The sequence below is a fragment of the Mesorhizobium sp. CU3 genome, from assembly GCF_006442965.1.
Lineage (GTDB): Bacteria > Pseudomonadota > Alphaproteobacteria > Rhizobiales > Rhizobiaceae > Mesorhizobium.
This window is the reverse complement of sequence record NZ_VFWX01000007.1, coordinates 210,506-227,889: the sequence shown is the minus strand read 5'-3', so window position 1 is coordinate 227,889 and position 17,384 is coordinate 210,506. Positions and strand designations below refer to the sequence as shown.

Sequence of the window (17,384 nt, the reverse complement as noted above, 5' to 3'; positions counted from 1 at the left end):
GGCAACTCCGGGAAAACTGTGAGGCAGTTTCCGTCAGGATTGCTCCAAATCACAGATAAAATGGGGAAGCTCGGCGATGAATTACGCCCGGATGGTGATCGAGAAGGAGGCGCCGGAGGAATACGGCTACGACCGCATCCGCTACAACCTCTCCGAAAGCTCGATCGCCGACCAGAAGCTCTCCGACATTGGTCTCACGCTTCCCGACCTGACACTGTTTTACGGCGAGCATCGCGGCGACAAGGAACTGCGTGCGCTGATCGCCGGGCAGGACAAGGACCTTTCGCTGGACGATGTGCTGGTGACCGCGGGCGCCGCCGGCGCCCTGTTCATCATTGCCACCGCGCTGCTGTCGGCTGGCGACCACCTCGTCGTCGTGCGACCCAACTACGCCACCAACATCGAGACGCCCAAGGCGATCGGCTGCGCCATTTCCTATGTCGATCTCGATTTCGACCAGGGTTTCGCCGTCGATATCGAGCGCGTGAAGGCAGAAGTGCGGCCGAACACCAGGCTGATCAGCGTGACCTGCCCGCATAACCCGACCGGCACGATGATGACACGCACCGATCTCGACGCGCTGGTCGCGCTGGCCGAGAGCCGGCCCCATCCTTGCCGGCTGCTGGTCGACGAGACCTATCGCGACCTCTCCTTCGGCGAAAAGCTGCCTGTGGCGGCCTCGCTCAGCCCAAGCGCCATCAGCGTCTGCTCGCTGTCCAAAGCCTTCGGCATTCCCGGCATCCGCATCGGCTGGCTGATCACCCGCGACGCGGAGTTGCAGGAGACATTCCTTGCCGCCAAGGAGCAGATCGGCATCTGCGGCAGCGTCATCGACGAGGCGATCGCGCGCGCCATGCTGGAGCGCCGCGACGCCTTCCTGGCTTCGCTTTTGCCCGACATGGCCAGGCGCCGCGACATCGTGCAGGCCTGGATTGACGGCGAGGCACTGGTCGATTGGGTGCGGCCGCAAGGCGGCGTCGTCGGCTTCCCGCGGCTGAACGTCGATGCCGGGTTCGACCTCGACGGCTTCTACGCCCGGCTGCTCGAAGAGCACGGCACCTATGTCGGCCCCGGGCACTGGTTCGACATGCCGAAGCGCTTCTTCCGCGTCGGCTTCGGCTGGCCGAAAGAGGCGGAACTGCAAGGCGGACTGGCCGCCATCTCGACCGCGTTGCGCCGGTAACTTCCTCGAGCGTTTCACCTTTTCAGAGAAGCGGCGAACCGCCCTATCTCTCTGTTTCGACGCAATTTCGGACGGAAAACCGCTGCGCGCTGTTTTGGAATTGCGCTGGTCCAGTCGACGGAAAATGGGAAAAATCCTTGATCGAACGCCGATTCTAAAGCATATGCCGCGCGAACTTTCTTAAGTTTCGTTGGCCGGAACAGCGCCCAATTCGGGAAGTGCCCCGCTGGCCAATTTTCGCAACGGGGCCCTATCTCCATGACCACAGAACAGACATCGCCGGACCAGCGCTATGCCGCGTTCCGCCACAAATCCTTTCGCAGCTACTGGACGGCGCGCTTCCTGACCACCTTTGCCGCGCAAATCGTGTCGGTGGCCGTCGGCTGGCAGATGTACGACCTGACCCGCGATCCGTTCGACCTCGGTATTGTCGGCATCGTGCAGTTCCTGCCTTCGCTGCTTCTGGTGCTGGTCACCGGCGTCGTCGCCGACCGCTTCGGCCGTCGCCTGATCATGACTTTGTCGTCAATGGGGGAGGCAAGCTGCGCGCTCATCCTGTTGGCGTTGACGCTGCACGGCCTGACCAGCCCGCTGCCGATCTTCGTCGTGCTTGCCGTATTCGGTGCCGCCCGCGCCTTCTACGGGCCGGCCTCGTCCTCGTTGTTCGCCAATCTGGTGCCGCAGGAGGACTTCGCCAACGCCATCGCCTGGAACTCCTCCGCCTGGCAGACGGCGACCATCGTCGGCCCCGTCGCAGGTGGCCTGCTCTACGGCCTGTCGGCCGAAATCGCCTATGCAATCGCCACCACCCTGATGCTTGCGGCCGCGTTGCTGATCTTCACCATCCCGAAGCCGGCCCAACAGACCGCCACGGACAAGCCGACGATCGAGACGCTGTTTGCCGGCTTCCGTTACATCTGGGGCGAGAAGGTGGTGCTCGGCGCCATCTCGCTCGACCTCTTCGCCGTGCTCCTGTCGGGCGCCTCGGCGCTGCTGCCAGTTTATGCGCGCGACATTCTGGATCTCGGCCCGTGGGGCCTCGGCCTGCTGCGCTCGGCGCCCGGCATCGGCGCCATCAGCGTCGCTGTCTGGCTCGCCGGCCATCCGGTGCGCGATCATGCCGGCAAGATCATGCTGGGCTTCGTGGCGGCATTCGGCACTGTTACCGTGCTGTTCGGCGTCTCGACCGTCACCTGGCTGTCGATCGTGGCGCTGGCCTTGCTCGGCGCCACCGACATGTTCAGCGTCTATATCCGCGAGACGCTGATCCAGCTCTGGACCCCGGACGAAGTGCGCGGCCGCGTCAACGCCGTCAACGGCGTCTTCGTCGGCGCTTCCAACGAAGTTGGCGAATTCCGCGCCGGCACCATGGCGGCGCTGATCGGCACAGTGCCCGCGGTGGTGATCGGCGGCATCGGAGCGATTGCGGTGGCCGGGTTGTGGGCGTGGCTGTTCCCAGCGCTGCGGCGGGTGCGGCATTTGAATAGCCGGGAGTGATCGGGGTCGCGGATCCAAGCTGCTCGATCCGATTTTCGGGCGAACTGCCGTGCGCCGTCAACGGATGATATGAGCCGTCCCCGGACTGGAGGCTTTTGGCTACCCTTGGGCCTATAACTGCCGTTCTCGAGCCGTCTCGTAGGGTAAGGAAAGTTTACGAACATGCCGTAACGTTGAGCAGCGGCGAGGATTGTGAGGCGCGCGAAAGTAGGTACCGGGCAGCTATGCGCTATGCCTTGAAACAGGCGCACCGGCGGCGCGGGCAATATTAGGCGTTGCTGTCCGCCAAGCACTTGGTCGCTCCGACGGTTTCAAGTCAAATGCCAACCAAGCGAACACTGCATGAGCAATTCTACGCTTCTTCAGATCGACAAGAATGAAGCCCGTCTCGGCATGTTTATCCATGGGTTCGGCAAGCAATGGCTGCGCAGCCCGTTTGCAGCCAGCCAGTTCAAACTATCCAGCCCGGCCGAACTGAAGGCGCTTCGCGAAAGTTCGGTAACGACGCTTGTCATCGATCTTTCAAAAGGGGTCGGGCCAACCAGTTCGACGGTCGAGCTACCAAAACCGATTGAGAGCTCAACACCCCCCGGCACTGAGGCCACGTTGATGAAAGCGACCGGGATGGTCCGCTCGATCTTCAGCGACGCAGCCTCATCAACACGCGTTGATCAGCAGCAAGTGGAAGCTGTTGTCGATGTCGTCGACCAGCTCCTGTACACTCGCCCGGCAAGCGTCTTGAACCTCACCAAGCTCAAGACAAAGGACGAAATCAGCTTTCAACACTCAGTGGCAGTCTGTGCCCTTGTCGGATTGTTCGCGCGACATCTCAAGCTTGACCGCAATTTGGTCCGGTTGCTGTCAATCGGCAGTCTTCTGCATGACATCGGAAAGATTCGCATCCCGACCGCCATTCTGACCAAGGCCGACAAACTCACGGCTCATGAGATGGCAGTGATGCAAACCCATCCGCGCGAGGGATATGCGATCCTGGTGGGAACGAAGGGGCTACCGGAAATCGTGGGAGAAATTTGCCTTCACCATCACGAAAAGCTGGACGGGTCCGGCTACCCGGATGGCTTGAAAGACACACAGGTCGGTGCTGCTGCACGGATTGTCGCGATTTGCGATGTTTTCGATGCCTTGACGTCCGCTCGGCCATACAAGAAGGGCTTCACTCCGGAGGCTGCCGCGGAGATGATGGGGACGTGGAGCGGTCATTTTGATCGGGTGCTTTTAAAACAGTTCTTTGATTGCATGGGCCTAGCCTCGCCGAGCGTCCCGGCTCAAACCCGGCAAATGACCGATGAGATGGGGGGCATTGCTCAGGCGGACTTACACAACTTCTAATTCACTTATCGCGTATGGTTCGAGCCCGCCGCCAAGTTGGCACACCGACGAACCCAACGATTCGCCAACATACCGTTGGCCTTCGCCGCTTTGCTTCGACGTCCGCTTCTGGGACAACGCGGCGCAGACCGTTCGGAACCCTAACCTACCCCGCCGCCGCCCTGCCGAAGATCATCCCCAAAAACTCGCTCAGCCAGCGCTTCAGGTGCATGTCCCAGATCAGCCGGCCGCCGAGGTGGTCGCGGCCGGGCTGGGCGCCGGGGAGTTCGAAGCGATGCGCGCCGCGCACCACCCAACGCTGCATCATCACCCGGGTCAGCTCGCCATGGAACTGGATGCCCCAGGCATTGTCGCCATAGCGGAACGCCTGGTTGGGATAGGTCTCGGCCGTCGCCAGCAGCGTCGCGTCCCTGGGCAGCGAGAAGCCCTCGCGGTGGAACTGGTAGACCATTTCGGGCCAATGCAGCAGCTTCCTGCCGGCATCGGTGGCCTTCAGCGGATACCAGCCGATCTCGACCAGCCCTTCGCCATGGCCCTCGACCTTGCCGCCGAGATGGTTGGCCAGCATCTGCGCGCCTAGGCAGATGCCAAGGAACGGCCGGTTCTCCTTGAGCGGGATTTCCAGCCAGTCGGTCTCGCGGCGGACGAACTCCTCCTGGTCGTTGGCGCTCATCGGCCCGCCGAAGACGACGGCGCCGGCGTGATCGGCGAGTGTGCAGGGGAGCTCGTCGCCGAGCGGCGGCCGGCGGATGTCGAGGTCGAAGCCGTCTTCCAGAAGCATGTGGCCAACGCGTCCGGGGCTCGAATTCTCCTGATGCAGCACGATCAGGATTTTTGGTCTCGGCCTCGGTCTGGATGGCATGGAGGAAGAAAGGCCCCTATTCGTCGCTCGAACTGCCACGCGCGCCGGGCGCTTCGGCCGCCGCCTTGCGGCGCGCCTCGACCCGGTCGTGGCGCTCGACGCCGATCAGCTCGGCGACGCGCCAGACCGTATTGTCCTCAAGTTCGTGCAATTCGCCATCGGCATAGACGATTTCCCACATCAAACCGATGAAAGCCTTGCGCGCCTCGGCATCGAGATGGCGCTTGAGCACGCTGGTGAAGGCGTAGAGATCGATCGCCTCATTGTCGGCGCGCTCGCCAGCCGCGGCCAGCGCGTCCAGCTCCGCCCCGCTCACCGAATAGGTCTCGGCGAGGATCTCCTTGAAGCGCTCCCATTCGACGTCCTGGCGCACGCCGTCGGCGCTCATCACATGGTAGAGCAGGGCGGATGCCGCGACGCGCGGATCGTCGGCACTGGGCTTGGCATCGCCAGCCGGCAGATCCCTCAGGAAGGACAACACGCGTTCGAACATCGATGTTTTTTCCCTGCCCGCCATAGGCCGTTAGAACAAACGAAACCGGCGCGGCGCTTTTTCCGCTTCGTCCTCGGGCGGCACGCCCGGATCGTCCGGCAATCGCGGCAACTCCGACGCTTGCCCTTCGGTTCCGGTATCGGTTGTCGCAGCCGCGGCCGCCATGTCATTTTCGTCGCCCTGGCTCGCCGCGGCCGGCTTCTCGGCCGGCACTTCGGAGACGATGTCGATCGCCTTTTCGGCAGCGGGCTGGGCGGATGGCACTGCTGCGATCGCCGGCACCGGGATGTCCGCCTCGCTGTCGATCAACTGGCCAAGCCGCTCCATCGGCGCGCGCCAGGTGAAGGCGTCGAGCTTGCCGGTCACCGGCGACACCGGCGCCCAGCGCTCCGAGATCACGCCGTCGGCGACCCAGGCCGGGTCGCGCGGCGCCCGCACCGCCTTGGCCAGAAGCTGGCGCACCTTGCCCTGGTCGCCGGTCTCGGCCTCCTCGATATCGGCCAGAAGCAGATAGGCGCCTTCGCGCCGATCCATGCGGATCGCGGCTTCCGCCTCGCGCCGGGCGGTCGCAAAATCCTGCGCGTCGAGCGCCGCGCGCGCCACGGCGATCGAGGATTCGGCGTGGTTCTTCTTCAGATCCTGCAGCTTCTTGGCCCGGTTGAGACGGTCGAGCACGGCATCGCCGGGCCTGGCATGGGTGTAGAGCTCGGCGATGTCCGGATGCGGCTCGGCCTTCCAGGCGGTCTCGAGGATTTTCGAGCCCTTGCGGACATCGTTTTGCCGGAACGCCATGTCGGCGGCGATGACCGCTGCCGGCGCGAAATCGGGCGCCAGCTTGTTGGCCTCCAGCGCCGCCGTTCGCGCGCCGTTCGGGTCGCTGCCGGCCAGCGCCTGCGCCTTGGCGGTAAGCAGCACCGCGCGGCGGCGATTGGCCGCGTCGCGCTCGATCTGCTTGGTCGATTTCTGCCCTTCGACCAGCTTCAGCGCGCCGTCCCAGTCGCCGCGCTCGGTCAATTCTTCCAGCGTCGATTCCGCCGCCCAGGCGAGCTGCGGCGCAACGGCGGCAGCGCGGCCGGCATAGTGGCGTGCGGCGTTGCGGTCGCCCAGGCGCTCAGCTTCGAGATAGAGCCCGCGCAGGCCGAGCAGCCGCATCTCGGGATCGTCGAGCATGCGCTCGAATTTCTCGCGCGCGCCCTGATGGTCACCTTCGAGCAGCGAGGCCTGCGCGTCGAGCAGGTTGATCAGCGGCTCCTGGTCGGAGCTGATCAATTTCGCCGCTTCCTTGGTCTTCTTGCGCGCCAGCGCGCCGTCGCCGGCGCCGGCCGCGATCATGCCGGTCGAGAGCGCCTGGTAGCCGCGGTCGCGGCGTCGCACCCGGAAATAGCGCGAGATCGTATAGGGGCTGTTCCAAAGCGACTTGACCAGCCACCACAGGATCATCACCGCGGCAACCACGGCAACGATCGCCACCGCCGCCACCATCAGGCTGATTTGATACTGATAGCCGCTGAAAGTGACGACCATTTCGCCGGGGCGGTCGGCCAGCCAGGCAAAGCCCAGCCCGAGCGCAAAGACGACGGCGAGGAAGGCGAGGATGCGGATCATCGTTCTATCCTCACGTCTTCATCGCGCCGGCAATCAGCGAATCGATCTGCTTTTCGACCTCGATCCGCGCCTTCAGTTTGCCGGCAAAGTCGGCGCCGGCAGCCTTCGAGGCATCCGGCAGCGTGTCGTATTCGGCGAGCGCCTTGGCGTAGTCGCCCTGGTTGACCGCGACCTCCAGCCGCGCCACGATTTCGGGCGCGCCCTTGCCTTCGACGGCGCCGACCGGCCGCACCTTGACCAGCGATTCCGCGCTCGACATCAGGCTCTGGAAGAAGCCGGCATTCTGGTCGACCGGCGTCGCCGCATCGACCATGGCGCCGGCGGCGGCATCCACTTCGGAGGCGATGACGGCGCGCGTCGGCACACCCTTTTCGGCATAGGGGCGCAGCGCCGCGATTTCCGGCGCGTCGGGCGCGATGGCCGCGAAGGTTTCCAATTCCGTCGCGAAAGGCGCGCCGCGGTCGAGCGCCGCCTTGAGCGCCGAGGCGCCGATGGCCAGCGCGATCTTCGGCTGCGAGGCCTGCGCCTCGACCTTGCTGGAGAGCTGCGACACCGATTGCTCCAGTGCCGCGATCCGGCCGTCCTCGGCCTTGGCCGCGTCGCCGGCCGACTTCACCAGTGCGTCTAGGCCAGCGATCTTCTCGTTGAGCGGACCGAGATCGACGGGTGCAGCGCCGCCGGCCTTCTGCAGGTCGGCGATCGTCGTCTCGATCTGGCCGACCTTGTCGGTGAGCGCCTTGAGTGCGGCGCCGTCGCCGCCCTGAGAGGGCGAGGATTTCAGCGCCGCGACATCGGTCTTGACCTGCTCCAGCGCCGAGGAAAGGCCCTCGACCTTGGCGAAAGCGCCGGTGTCGCCATTTTCCTTCAGCGCCGCGATCTGGCCCTTCAGCGAAGCGATCTCGCTGTTGACGCCGTCGAGCGAACCCGCGCCCGTCCCCGGCGCGCCGAGCAGGCCGACGGCCTGCAACAGGCCGGCGCCGGCCAGAGCGATCACGCCACCGATGACGCCGGCGGCAATCGTATTGACGCCGGTCTTGCGCGACGGCTGCGGCCGATCTTCGTTGCGGCTCGCGCTCGCCTTCGGCGCGGAAGCGGCGGCGGCGGGCGATGCATCCTCGAAATTGTAGCCGAAGCTGCCGGACTGGCTTTTCGGCGCCTCGGAAGCAGCCCCGGAACCGCCGGGATAAGGCGTCTCCGCCTCACCGGAGGCTTCGGGCTTGTCGGTCGCCGCCTTGGCCGCGTCTTCATGTTCCCAAGGCTCGATATCGGCCTGCTCGGCATGGATCGGCTCCGCCGGCGTTTCCATCTGCGAGGCGTCAGTGGCCTCTTCGGTCGGCGCTGCATCGGTGCCGGCTTCAGTCTTGGCGGCATCCTCGCCGGCGATTCGAGAGACGGCGCCGGGTTCGAGCTCGATGGTCACCGGCTCGCGCCGGCTCTTCGAATGTCGCATCTTCGGCGTCTTGACCATGCTTGGGCTCCGCGAATTGGCTTGAGGATGGTTAGAGCTGAAGGATGCTCTAGCACATCACCAAGCGGTGAAAAGGGGCGGTGTGATGACGCGGATCAGCGCGTTTGCGACAAAAGCCCGAGAAGCGCGTCCTCGTCGGGATGCGGCGCAATCCTGATCCTGTGCCCGGCAATCCCATCCAGCGGCGCGGCGACGCGCGCTGAAAGCGCCAAAAATTCCGTCGTTTCAAAGAGATGACCTAGCGCCGGTCGCTCGATCAGCTTGACCAGCGCCGCGCTCGCCTTGGCCGAGTAGAGCAGCGCGGCATCGACCGGGCTCTCCGACAACCGCGCCAGCACGTCGGCATCCCGTTGGTCTAGCCCGGCCGTATCATAGGTCTCGACCGCATCGACGCGGACGCCTGCCGCCTTGAGCCGCGCCTCGAAGGCCGGCAACCGCACGCGGCCGCAAAGATAGACGATCGCCTTGCCCGCCAGGCCGGCGGCGATTGCATCGGCCAGCGCCGTCGCATCGCCCGGACCTTCGCTGACCGACGAAAAGCCGGCCGCGCGGCAGGCCTCCGCCGTCCTTTCGCCGACAGCATGGCAAGGCAACGCGGCAAGCGTCGCGATGAGCTCCCTCGGCGCATGGCGCACCGCATTGGCGCTGGTCACGGCGACGGCGACGGCATCCTGCATGGTATCGGCCTCGACCGGCAGCGCCTTGGTCTCGGTCAGCGGCAGCAGGACCGGCTGGAATCCCAGAGCTTCAAGCCGCCGCGCCGTGCGGGACGTGCCCGGTTCCGGCCTCGTCACCAGGACGCGGAGCATGTCAGGCCCAGCCATCGAAAAATGTCGCGCCGGCCCTGGCGCGTACCGTCCGCGCCGCGTCAGTGCCGATCTCGGCCGCATCGACGGCGAGCCCCTCCAGCCGGACCTCATGCGATTCCGTGCCGTCCGGCGAGATGATCAGCCCGGCGAAGGACAGATTTTCGCCGGCGACCGTCGCGTGCCCGGCGATCGGCGTGCGGCAGGAGCCGTCGAGCGCGGCGAGGAAGGCGCGCTCGCAGGCGAGCGCTTGCCCGGTCGGGGCATGGTGGATGGCGGCAAGCATCTTTTCGACCGCGCGGTCGCCGATGCGGGTTTCGATGCCGATCGCGCCCTGGCCCGGCGCCGGCGGGAAAGTCTCCAGCGGCATCAGGTCGGTGACAACGCTTTCGAGCCCGAGCCGCTTCAACCCGGCATAGGCGAGGATGGTGCCCTCGGCGACGCCTTCGTCCAGCTTGCGCAGCCTGGTCTGCACATTGCCGCGGAACATCACCACGTCGAGATCCGGCCGCATGCGCCGGATCAGCGCCTGGCGCCTGAGCGACGAGGAGCCGAGCTTCACGCCATGCGGCAGGTCGGCGATGCGCTTCGCCGCCTTGCCGATAAAGGCATCGCGCGCGTCCTCGCGCGGCAGGAAGGCGGAGAGCTCGAGCCCGTCCGGCAGCACCGTCGGCATGTCTTTCGACGAATGCACGGCGATGTCGATGCGACGTTCGAGCAGCGCTTCCTCGATCTCCTTGGTGAACAGGCCTTTGCCGCCGGCCTCCGACAGCGGCCGGTCCTGGATGCGGTCGCCGCTGGTCGAGATGACCATCACCTTGAAAGCCTGTTCGGGCAGCCCATGCGCCTGCATCAGCCGCGCTTGCGTCTCATGCGCCTGGGCCAGCGCCAGCGGGCTGCCGCGTGTTCCGATTTTCAAAGTTTGCATGGCGCGCGGTCCGTGATAACCCCCCGAGTGAACTCGAGGTCTGCCGAGATTCAGGTCAGGCCGAGCCGAAAATGGTGGGTTTCGAGAACCGGAGCGGAGCGTACTTTTGGGTACGTGAGCACCGGAAGCGCAGAAAACCGCCATTTGCAGGCCGGCCTCACCTGAATATCGATAGACCTCCGGTGAGACAATCTTCGAGAGTAGCGACCAATTGATCCGCGTTCTGGGCATTGAGACGAGCTGCGACGAGACCGCGGCCAGCGTGGTGGCGCTGGACGGTGCCTCTGCGCCCGAAATCCTGTCCAACGTCGTGCTGTCCCAGATCGAAGAGCATGCGGCCTTTGGCGGCGTGGTGCCGGAGATCGCCGCGCGCGCCCATGTCGAGGCGCTGGACGGCATCGTCGAGGCGGCGCTTGCCGATTCGTCCGTGTCGCTCGACGAGGTCGACGCCATCGCTGCCACCGCGGGGCCTGGCCTTGTCGGCGGGCTGATCGTCGGCCTGATGACGGCCAAGGCCATCGCCGCCGCCACGAACAAGCCGCTGATCGCCATCAACCACCTCGAAGGTCATGCGCTGACCGCAAGGCTGACCGACGGGCTCGACTTCCCCTATCTGCTGCTGCTCGTCTCCGGCGGCCATACGCAGATCGTCGCCGTGCGCGGCGTCGGCGACTACCAGCGCTGGGCAACGACCATCGACGATGCGCTGGGCGAAGCCTTCGACAAGACCGCCAAGATGCTTGGCCTGCCCTATCCGGGCGGCCCGAATGTCGAGAAGGCAGCTGCCAGCGGCGACGCGCGCTGCTTCGCTTTTCCGCGCCCAATGAAAGGCTCGGCGCAGCCGGATTTTTCCTTCTCCGGCCTGAAGACGGCGGTGCGCCAGGCGGCAAGCGCGATCGCACCGCTCAGCGAGCAGGACGTCGCCGACATCTGCGCCTCCTTCCAGGCGGCGGTGGCCGATGCCCTCGGCGACCGCGTCGCGCGGGCGCTCGACCGTTTCCGCCAGGAGTGCCCTGACGCGAAGAAGCCGGCGCTGGTCGTCGCCGGCGGCGTCGCCGCCAATCGCACGATCAAGGCGACGCTCGAAGCGCTGTGCGCTCGAGCCGGCTTTCAATTCGTCGCGCCGCCGCAAAAACTCTGCACCGACAATGCCGCCATGATCGCCTGGGCCGGCATCGAGCGGCTGCGCGCCGGCATCGCCGAGGAAAACGCCGCCGATTTCGTGCCGCGCTCGCGCTGGCCGCTCGACAGCGTGTCGGCGCCAATGGTCGGCTCGGGCCGCCGCGGAGCCAAGGCATGACAGGCGATAGATCGGCCAGCGGCTGGCGTGTTGCGGTGCTGGGTGGCGGCGCCTGGGGCACGGCGCTGGCGCTGGCGATGCTGCGCGCCGGCCACGAAGCGCGGCTCTATGCGCGTGACCAGGAAACCGTCGCCGCCATCCGCCGCGGCGAGAACCCGCGCTATCTGCCCGGCATCAGCATCGAGCCCGGCATTGCCGCGACCGGCGATATCGGCGAGGCACTCAGCGGCGCCGACTGCGTGCTGGCGGTGACGCCGGCGCAGTCGCTGCGCGCGGTGCTGGCGCATGCCGCCGGCCACGTTCCCAAAGCCGTGCCGCTGGTGCTCTGCGCCAAGGGCATCGAACGCGACACCGGCGCGCTGCTGTCCTCGATCGTCGAGGAGAAGCTGCCGGGCAATCCGGTCGCCGCCCTTTCCGGCCCGAGCTTTGCCAGCGACGTCGCGCGCGGGCTGCCGACCGCCGTCGTGGTCGCCGCCCGCGATGGCGACCTTGCGGCCGGGCTCGCCGCCCGCTTTTCGGCCGAAAACCTGCGCTGCTATTCCAGCGACGACCTGATCGGCGTCGAGATCGGCGGCGCGCTGAAGAACGTCTTTGCCATCGCCGCCGGCGCGGTCACCGGCGCCGGTCTCGGGGCCAGCGCCCAGGCCGCCATGGTGACGCGCGGCTTCGTTGAATTGCGCCGCATCGGCGCTGCCTTCGGCGCCAGGGCGGAGACGCTGATGGGTCTTTCCGGCCTCGGCGACCTCTTGCTCACCTGCTCCTCGTCGCAGTCGCGCAACTTCGCCTATGGCCTGGCGCTTGGCCAGGGCAAGCCGTTGGCCGGCCTGCCCTTGGCCGAAGGCGTGCCGACGGCAGGCATTGCCGCCCGCATCGCCGCCGAGCGCCAAATCGAGGCGCCGATCATCGCCGCCGTCGCCGCCATCCTCGACGGCAAGGTGACCATCGACCAGGCCGTCACGGCGTTGATGACGCGGCCGCTCAAAACCGAAACCGACATCTGAACCTGCGGAGTAGAAGAGATGCTTTTTGCGTTTGTATGCAAGGACAAGCCCAATAGCCTGCAGTTGCGTATCGACACGCGGCCGCCTCACGTCGCCTTCCTCGAGGGCCTGAACGCCGAGGGCAAGCTCGCCTTCGCCGGGCCGTTCCTCAACGCCGAAGGCAAGCCGGACGGCAGCCTTGTCGTGGTCGAGGCGCCGGATCTGGCCGCCGCGCAAGCGCTGTCGGCGGCCGATCCCTACGCCAAGGCCGGCCTGTTCGAGAGCGTCGAAATCCGCCAGTGGAACTGGACCTTCAACAAGCCTGCGGCTAGTTAATTCGCAAGTAAGCGCCGCAGGAGGAATACGAGCATGAATTACTGGCTGTTCAAGTCCGAACCCTCGGTATTTTCCTTCGAGGCGCTGAAGGCCAAGGGTAAGGCCGGCACGCAGTGGGACGGCGTGCGCAACTACGCCGCCCGCAACAACATGAAGGCGATGCAGATCGGCGATCTCGGCTTCTTCTACCATTCCAATGAGGGGCTCAACATCGTCGGCATCGCCGAAGTCTGCGCGCTGGCCCACCCCGACACCACCACCGACGACCCGCGCTGGGAATGCGTCGACATCCGCGCTTATAAGGATGTGCCGAAGCCGGTGACGCTGGAAGAGGTCAAGGCCAATCCGAAGCTCACCGAGATGGCGCTGGTTAGGCTTGGCCGGCTTTCCGTGCAGCCGGTGACGCCGGCCGAATGGAAAGAGGTCTGCCGCATGGCCGAGCTCAATCCGGCGCCGTGACGAAACTCACGCCCAAAAGCGCGAAAAAGTTCATCCTCGACAACACGGCCTTGATGGCGCCGCCGCATGTGCCGGAAGTGCTTTTGCACCTCGCCGACGAGGCGCATGAGCTTTGGCTGCGCACCGAGGAGGAACTGGCCGAAATCGGCCTGCCGCCGCCTTTCTGGGCTTTTGCCTGGGCCGGCGGCCAGGGCCTTGCCCGCTATGTGCTCGACCATCCGGAGGTCGTGCAAGGCAAAAGCGTGCTCGACTTCGCCTCAGGCTCCGGCCTGGTCGCCATCGCCGCCTTGAAAGCCGGCGCTTCCAATGTGGTTGCCGCCGACATCGATCCGTTCTGCGAGACGGCCATCGCGCTCAACCTCGAAGCCAATCGCGTCGAGGCCGAATTCCAGGGCGACGACTGCGTCGGCGTCGATGACGGCTGGGATGTCGTGCTGGCCGGCGATGTCTTTTACGACAAGGCCTTCGCCGACCGGCTGATGCCTTGGTTCGCCGCGCTTCAGGCGCGCGGCGCCAACATCCTTATCGGCGATCCCGGCCGCGCCTATCTGCCGAAGGCCGGGCTGCAATCGCTCGCCGTCTACGAAGTGCCGGTGACGCGGGTGCTGGAAGACGCCGAGGTCAAGCGAACGACGGTGTGGCGCTGCGGTCTCCCGGCGCCCGCTTGACGCAACCGCCGAACAGGGATTCCATCCCCTCATCGTCGAGGAGGGGATATCATGGATTTTTCGGTCGTGAATTGGCTGGCGGTGATCGTTGCCGCGGTCGCGGCATGGCTGTTCGGTGCCATCTGGTACACGGGCTTGAGCAAACCGTGGATGAAGGCGGCGAAAATCGGTCCCGCAAGCCAGAAACGCTCCATTCTCCCGTTCGTCATCAGCTTCATTGCCGAGCTGGTCATGGCGCTGGTCCTGACCCTGGTGGTCGGCGCAATGACCGGCGGCGAGCCCAATCCGCTTGCAGGCATCATCTTCGGCTTCCTGCTCTGGCTTGGCTTCGTCGCCACCACGCTGACAACCAACCACCGCTATGAAGGCTTTGGCTGGGACCTGACCTTGATCGATGCCGGCCACTGGCTGGGCGTGCTGCTGATCATCGGCGCCATTATCGGCTGGTTCGGCGCGCCGGCGGCACCGGCGGGCTAATCAGGTCGGCGTTTTGACCGCTTCCTCTAGCAGCCACTCGCGAAAGGCGATGACCCTGGCGTCGTCTTTCATCGCCTGCGGGTAGACCAGGAAGTAAGCGAAATCCGGCGCGACCTTGATGCCGAGCTCGAAGGGCTGCACGAGCCGCCCTTGCGAGAGATCGGTGGCCACCATGGCGAAATCCGCCAGCGCCACGGCATTGCCGTCAAGTGCTGCTTGCGTGGCGTCAGTCGACGTGCGGAAGACGAGCGTGCGGCTGTCGTCGAAATCCTCGACGCCGGCCGCCTGCATCCACATGCGCCAGTTCGGCCAGGTCACGCCCTGCCGCGACCATTCGATATGCGCCAGCGTATGGTTGAACAGGTCGCGCGGCTCCTTGAGCGGCGGGCCCGAGTTGAGCAGCGCCGGGCTGCAGACCGGGATGATGATGTTTTCGAACAGCCGATGCGACGTCAGCCCCGGATATCGGCCGGTGCCGAAGCGGATGCCGACATCGACATCGTCCAGATCGAAATCCCTGACATCGTAGGTGATGTCGAAGCGCAGCTCGATGCCGGGCTTCTGCTTGCGGAAGTCGTCGACACGCCGCATCAGCCATTTCGTGGCGAACTGCGCGTCGAGCGTCACCTTCAACAGCGCCGTGCCGCGCGTCAGCTTGCGCGCCCGGCTGACGGCGCGGTTGAGCAGGTCGAGCGCGTCGACCGAGGCGTCGAGCAGCACCGCTCCCGCCTCGGTCAGCCGGATGGTTCGGCTGGTGCGCGTGAACAGCACCAGGTCGAGCTGGTCCTCGATTTCCTTGATCTGATGGCTGACCGCGGCAGGCGTCAGCCCGAGCTCGTCGGCGGCGCGGGTGAAATTGAGATGCCGTGCGGCCGCCTCGAAGGTCCGCAGCGCGCGCGTTCCGGGCAGCAGCTTGGACATCCGATCTCCAAATAAAACTTGACGATCAGAAAAGAACTACTCGTTTCCCGTTTGTTTTTCAATCCGGCATGATGGCTGCAATCGAAACACTATCAAACCGGATTTGATATCCGGAGAACACGGACAAAGCCATGACCGACATCGCCCTGAAGTCTCACGCCGCCCTGAAATCCCCGCTTCCGCAGTGGCTGCGCGCCGCAATCGACTGGCTGCGCCAGGCCCGCATCGCCGCCCGGCTGCCCAACGAATCCATCGAGGACCTTTCCGACGATCTGCTGCGCGACATCGGCGCCGAGCGCCGCAACGTCGCAAAGGCGGTGGACCGCGAGCTTCGCGAAATCGGCCTGCTTGGCACCGGCTGGCAAAAGCCGAGGAGGTAAGGGAGTAGGGGAATAAGGCAGTAGGGGAGTAGGAAGATTGGCGGCTTATAGACGCCTACCGAACAGATATCCCTATTCCCCTATTCCCCTATTCCCCTATTCCCCTACCTCACCACTCTCACCACCGTTCTGTCCGACAACAACGGCAGCAGCCTCGCCATGGTCCGCGCCGTCACCGCCACGCAGCCTTGGGTCGGCGTGAAGCCCGACCGCGCCAGGTGAAAGAAGATCGCGCTGCCGCGCCCGCGCCGGCGCGGCGCGATGTTCCAGTCGAGCACTAGGCAGACATCGTAAAGCCGGTCGTCGCGCTTCATGCGCTCATGGCTGGCGCCATAGGGGATCTTCACCGGCCTATTGTAGTTGCGGTCATTCGGCACCTCGCACCAGCCGAGATCCGGGCCGATCGGCGCCATGGCAAGCCGCGTCCGCCGACCGCCCGGGAAATGATCGCCGCGAAAATAACCCGACAGGATGCGCATCGAAGCCAAGGGCGTCCCGCCGTCGCCCTCATGCTTGTCGGCGGTGATGCCATTGCGCCCCAAGGCGCAGGGAAACACCGTTTTGCCGGCTTGCAGCAAACCCTGCGCCGGTTTGCCGGGCCGCGCCCGAACGGTCAAAACCCTTAGGCCTTTCGGCAAAAATGCGCCTGCCTCATTGCGCACGCGTTTTTTCTTGTATGATTGTGTCACGGAACAAATCACTGTGAACGACTGTTGCGCCGGTGAGCTTCCGCATAAATGGGGGGAGGTCAACTGAATATTCTTTTTAAAACAACGGATTGATCCATGACATCACGCACCATCCTGATCGTCGATGACGATGACGACCTGCGCGCCACTTTGGTCGAGCAGCTTGCGCTCTATGAAGAATTCGACGTCCAGCAGGAAGCGAGCGCCGCCAAAGGCGTTGCCGCGGCGCGCAGCGGCGTTGTCGATCTGCTCATCATGGATGTCGGCCTGCCCGACATGGATGGCCGCGAGGCGGTAAAGATCCTGCGCAAGGGCGGCTACAAGGCGCCGATCATCATGCTGACGGGCCACGACACCGATTCCGATACCATCCTCGGTCTCGAGGCCGGCGCCAACGATTATGTGACCAAGCCGTTCCGCTTCGCGGTGCTCTTGGCCCGCATCCGCGCCCAGCTCCGCCAGCACGAGCAAAGCGAGGACGCCACCTTCTCGGTCGGCCCCTACACCTTCAAGCCCAGCCAGAAGCTGCTCATCGATCCGCGCGGCGCAAAGGTGCGGCTGACCGAAAAAGAGGCCTCGATCATCAAGTATCTCTATCGCGCCGACCAGAAGGTGGTGACGCGCGACGTGCTGCTGGAAGAGGTCTGGGGCTACAACTCCGGCGTCACCACGCACACGCTTGAGACACATGTCTACCGGTTGCGCCAGAAGATCGAGCGCGATCCTTCCAATGCCGAAATTCTTGTGACAGAAAGCGGCGGCTACAAGCTGGTTCCTTAAACATTTCATGATCTAGAGCAATTCCAGGAAAGTGTGCGGCGGTTTCCATCCGGGGTTGCGTCGAAACAAACGGACAGAGCGGTCGGGCGGCACCGCTTCGGGTTCGATCCTGGTGCTGGAGGGTCACGGATCGGCTCGTTGGATGCCTGCCACGATGCGCAGGCTGCAAGTGTTGGAGCGTCGGTTGCGCGAATCCAGGAGG

The 17,384-nt window shown here is 65.1% G+C and carries 19 protein-coding genes; 11 read left to right on the top strand and 8 right to left on the bottom strand.

The features are described from left to right. The first annotated feature begins 76 nt into the window (after nucleotides 1-76). The 3 genes from FJ988_RS13390 to FJ988_RS13380 all read left to right on the top strand — a co-directional run bounded on the left by FJ988_RS13390 (nucleotide 77) and on the right by FJ988_RS13380 (nucleotide 4,030). Nucleotides 77-1,183, top strand: a complete 1,107-nt coding sequence (locus FJ988_RS13390; RefSeq protein WP_140818326.1) for an aminotransferase class I/II-fold pyridoxal phosphate-dependent enzyme — start codon at nucleotides 77-79, stop codon at nucleotides 1,181-1,183. Between the two features lie 258 nt (nucleotides 1,184-1,441). Next, a complete protein-coding gene (locus FJ988_RS13385; protein WP_140818324.1) occupies nucleotides 1,442-2,680 on the top strand; it encodes an MFS transporter in 1,239 nt (412 codons plus the stop codon). 342 nt (nucleotides 2,681-3,022) lie between these two features. Beyond that, nucleotides 3,023-4,030 carry an HD-GYP domain-containing protein gene (locus FJ988_RS13380; protein WP_140818322.1) on the top strand — a complete coding sequence of 336 codons (1,008 nt, stop codon included), beginning with the start codon at nucleotides 3,023-3,025 and terminating at the stop codon, nucleotides 4,028-4,030. Nucleotides 4,031-4,175: 145 nt separating this feature from the next. Here FJ988_RS13380 and FJ988_RS13375 read toward each other — a convergent pair whose 3' ends face one another. The 6 genes from FJ988_RS13375 to hemC form a co-directional block, all read right to left on the bottom strand. Beyond that, nucleotides 4,176-4,892 (bottom strand): glutamine amidotransferase, encoded by a 717-nt coding sequence (locus FJ988_RS13375; RefSeq protein WP_140818320.1) that lies wholly within the window; start codon nucleotides 4,890-4,892, stop codon nucleotides 4,176-4,178. A gap of 16 nt (nucleotides 4,893-4,908) precedes the next feature. Further along, nucleotides 4,909-5,385, bottom strand: a complete 477-nt coding sequence (locus FJ988_RS13370) for a TerB family tellurite resistance protein (protein ID WP_140818318.1) — start codon at nucleotides 5,383-5,385, stop codon at nucleotides 4,909-4,911. Between the two features lie 30 nt (nucleotides 5,386-5,415). Continuing rightward, nucleotides 5,416-6,990 carry a heme biosynthesis protein HemY gene (locus FJ988_RS13365; RefSeq protein ID WP_140818316.1) on the bottom strand — a complete coding sequence of 525 codons (1,575 nt, stop codon included), beginning with the start codon at nucleotides 6,988-6,990 and terminating at the stop codon, nucleotides 5,416-5,418. Nucleotides 6,991-7,000: 10 nt separating this feature from the next. Further along, nucleotides 7,001-8,458: a COG4223 family protein gene (locus FJ988_RS13360; RefSeq protein ID WP_140818314.1), complete on the bottom strand. Its 1,458-nt coding sequence runs from the start codon at nucleotides 8,456-8,458 to the stop codon at nucleotides 7,001-7,003. Nucleotides 8,459-8,553: 95 nt separating this feature from the next. Beyond that, on the bottom strand, nucleotides 8,554-9,267 hold the full coding sequence (locus FJ988_RS13355) for a uroporphyrinogen-III synthase (protein ID WP_140818312.1): 714 nt from the start codon (nucleotides 9,265-9,267) through the stop codon (nucleotides 8,554-8,556). A gap of 1 nt (nucleotide 9,268) precedes the next feature. Continuing rightward, nucleotides 9,269-10,192 (bottom strand): hydroxymethylbilane synthase, encoded by a 924-nt coding sequence (gene hemC / locus FJ988_RS13350; RefSeq protein ID WP_140818310.1) that lies wholly within the window; start codon nucleotides 10,190-10,192, stop codon nucleotides 9,269-9,271. Nucleotides 10,193-10,406: 214 nt separating this feature from the next. On the opposite strand from hemC, the gene tsaD reads away from it, so the two are divergent. From tsaD to FJ988_RS13320, 6 genes are read left to right on the top strand one after another with little or no spacing between them, the layout of a single operon-like run. Further along, the gene (tsaD, locus tag FJ988_RS13345) at nucleotides 10,407-11,492 is read left to right on the top strand and encodes a tRNA (adenosine(37)-N6)-threonylcarbamoyltransferase complex transferase subunit TsaD (protein ID WP_181183523.1); all 1,086 of its coding nucleotides are present in this window, start codon (nucleotides 10,407-10,409) and stop codon (nucleotides 11,490-11,492) included. Then, nucleotides 11,489-12,493, top strand: a complete 1,005-nt coding sequence (locus FJ988_RS13340; RefSeq protein WP_140818306.1) for an NAD(P)H-dependent glycerol-3-phosphate dehydrogenase — start codon at nucleotides 11,489-11,491, stop codon at nucleotides 12,491-12,493. The genes tsaD and FJ988_RS13340 overlap by 4 nt, the downstream gene beginning before the upstream one ends. Before the next feature lie 18 nt (nucleotides 12,494-12,511). Further along, entirely contained in the window at nucleotides 12,512-12,808 is a 297-nt protein-coding gene (locus FJ988_RS13335) for a YciI-like protein (protein WP_140818304.1), read from the top strand. Nucleotides 12,809-12,841: 33 nt separating this feature from the next. Continuing rightward, nucleotides 12,842-13,267, top strand: a complete 426-nt coding sequence (locus FJ988_RS13330) for an EVE domain-containing protein (RefSeq protein WP_140818302.1) — start codon at nucleotides 12,842-12,844, stop codon at nucleotides 13,265-13,267. Next, the gene (locus FJ988_RS13325; protein WP_181183518.1) at nucleotides 13,222-13,935 is read left to right on the top strand and encodes a methyltransferase; all 714 of its coding nucleotides are present in this window, start codon (nucleotides 13,222-13,224) and stop codon (nucleotides 13,933-13,935) included. Before FJ988_RS13330 ends, FJ988_RS13325 begins: the two co-directional genes overlap by 46 nt. Before the next feature lie 51 nt (nucleotides 13,936-13,986). Continuing rightward, nucleotides 13,987-14,412 carry a DUF1761 domain-containing protein gene (locus tag FJ988_RS13320; protein WP_140818298.1) on the top strand — a complete coding sequence of 142 codons (426 nt, stop codon included), beginning with the start codon at nucleotides 13,987-13,989 and terminating at the stop codon, nucleotides 14,410-14,412. Here FJ988_RS13320 and gcvA read toward each other — a convergent pair whose 3' ends face one another. After that, on the bottom strand, nucleotides 14,413-15,333 hold the full coding sequence (gene gcvA, locus FJ988_RS13315; RefSeq protein WP_140818296.1) for a transcriptional regulator GcvA: 921 nt from the start codon (nucleotides 15,331-15,333) through the stop codon (nucleotides 14,413-14,415). It abuts the gene before it with no gap. Between the two features lie 131 nt (nucleotides 15,334-15,464). On the opposite strand from gcvA, the gene FJ988_RS13310 reads away from it, so the two are divergent. Further along, nucleotides 15,465-15,713 (top strand): hypothetical protein, encoded by a 249-nt coding sequence (locus FJ988_RS13310; RefSeq protein WP_140818294.1) that lies wholly within the window; start codon nucleotides 15,465-15,467, stop codon nucleotides 15,711-15,713. Between the two features lie 104 nt (nucleotides 15,714-15,817). Here the strand turns inward: FJ988_RS13310 and FJ988_RS13305 are convergent, their stop codons facing one another. Next, nucleotides 15,818-16,375, bottom strand: a complete 558-nt coding sequence (locus tag FJ988_RS13305; RefSeq protein ID WP_246688528.1) for a L,D-transpeptidase — start codon at nucleotides 16,373-16,375, stop codon at nucleotides 15,818-15,820. 123 nt (nucleotides 16,376-16,498) lie between these two features. Here FJ988_RS13305 and FJ988_RS13300 point away from each other — a divergent pair, with 123 nt between their 5' ends. After that, on the top strand, nucleotides 16,499-17,182 hold the full coding sequence (locus tag FJ988_RS13300; RefSeq protein WP_140818290.1) for a response regulator transcription factor: 684 nt from the start codon (nucleotides 16,499-16,501) through the stop codon (nucleotides 17,180-17,182). Nucleotides 17,183-17,384 lie beyond the last annotated feature (202 nt).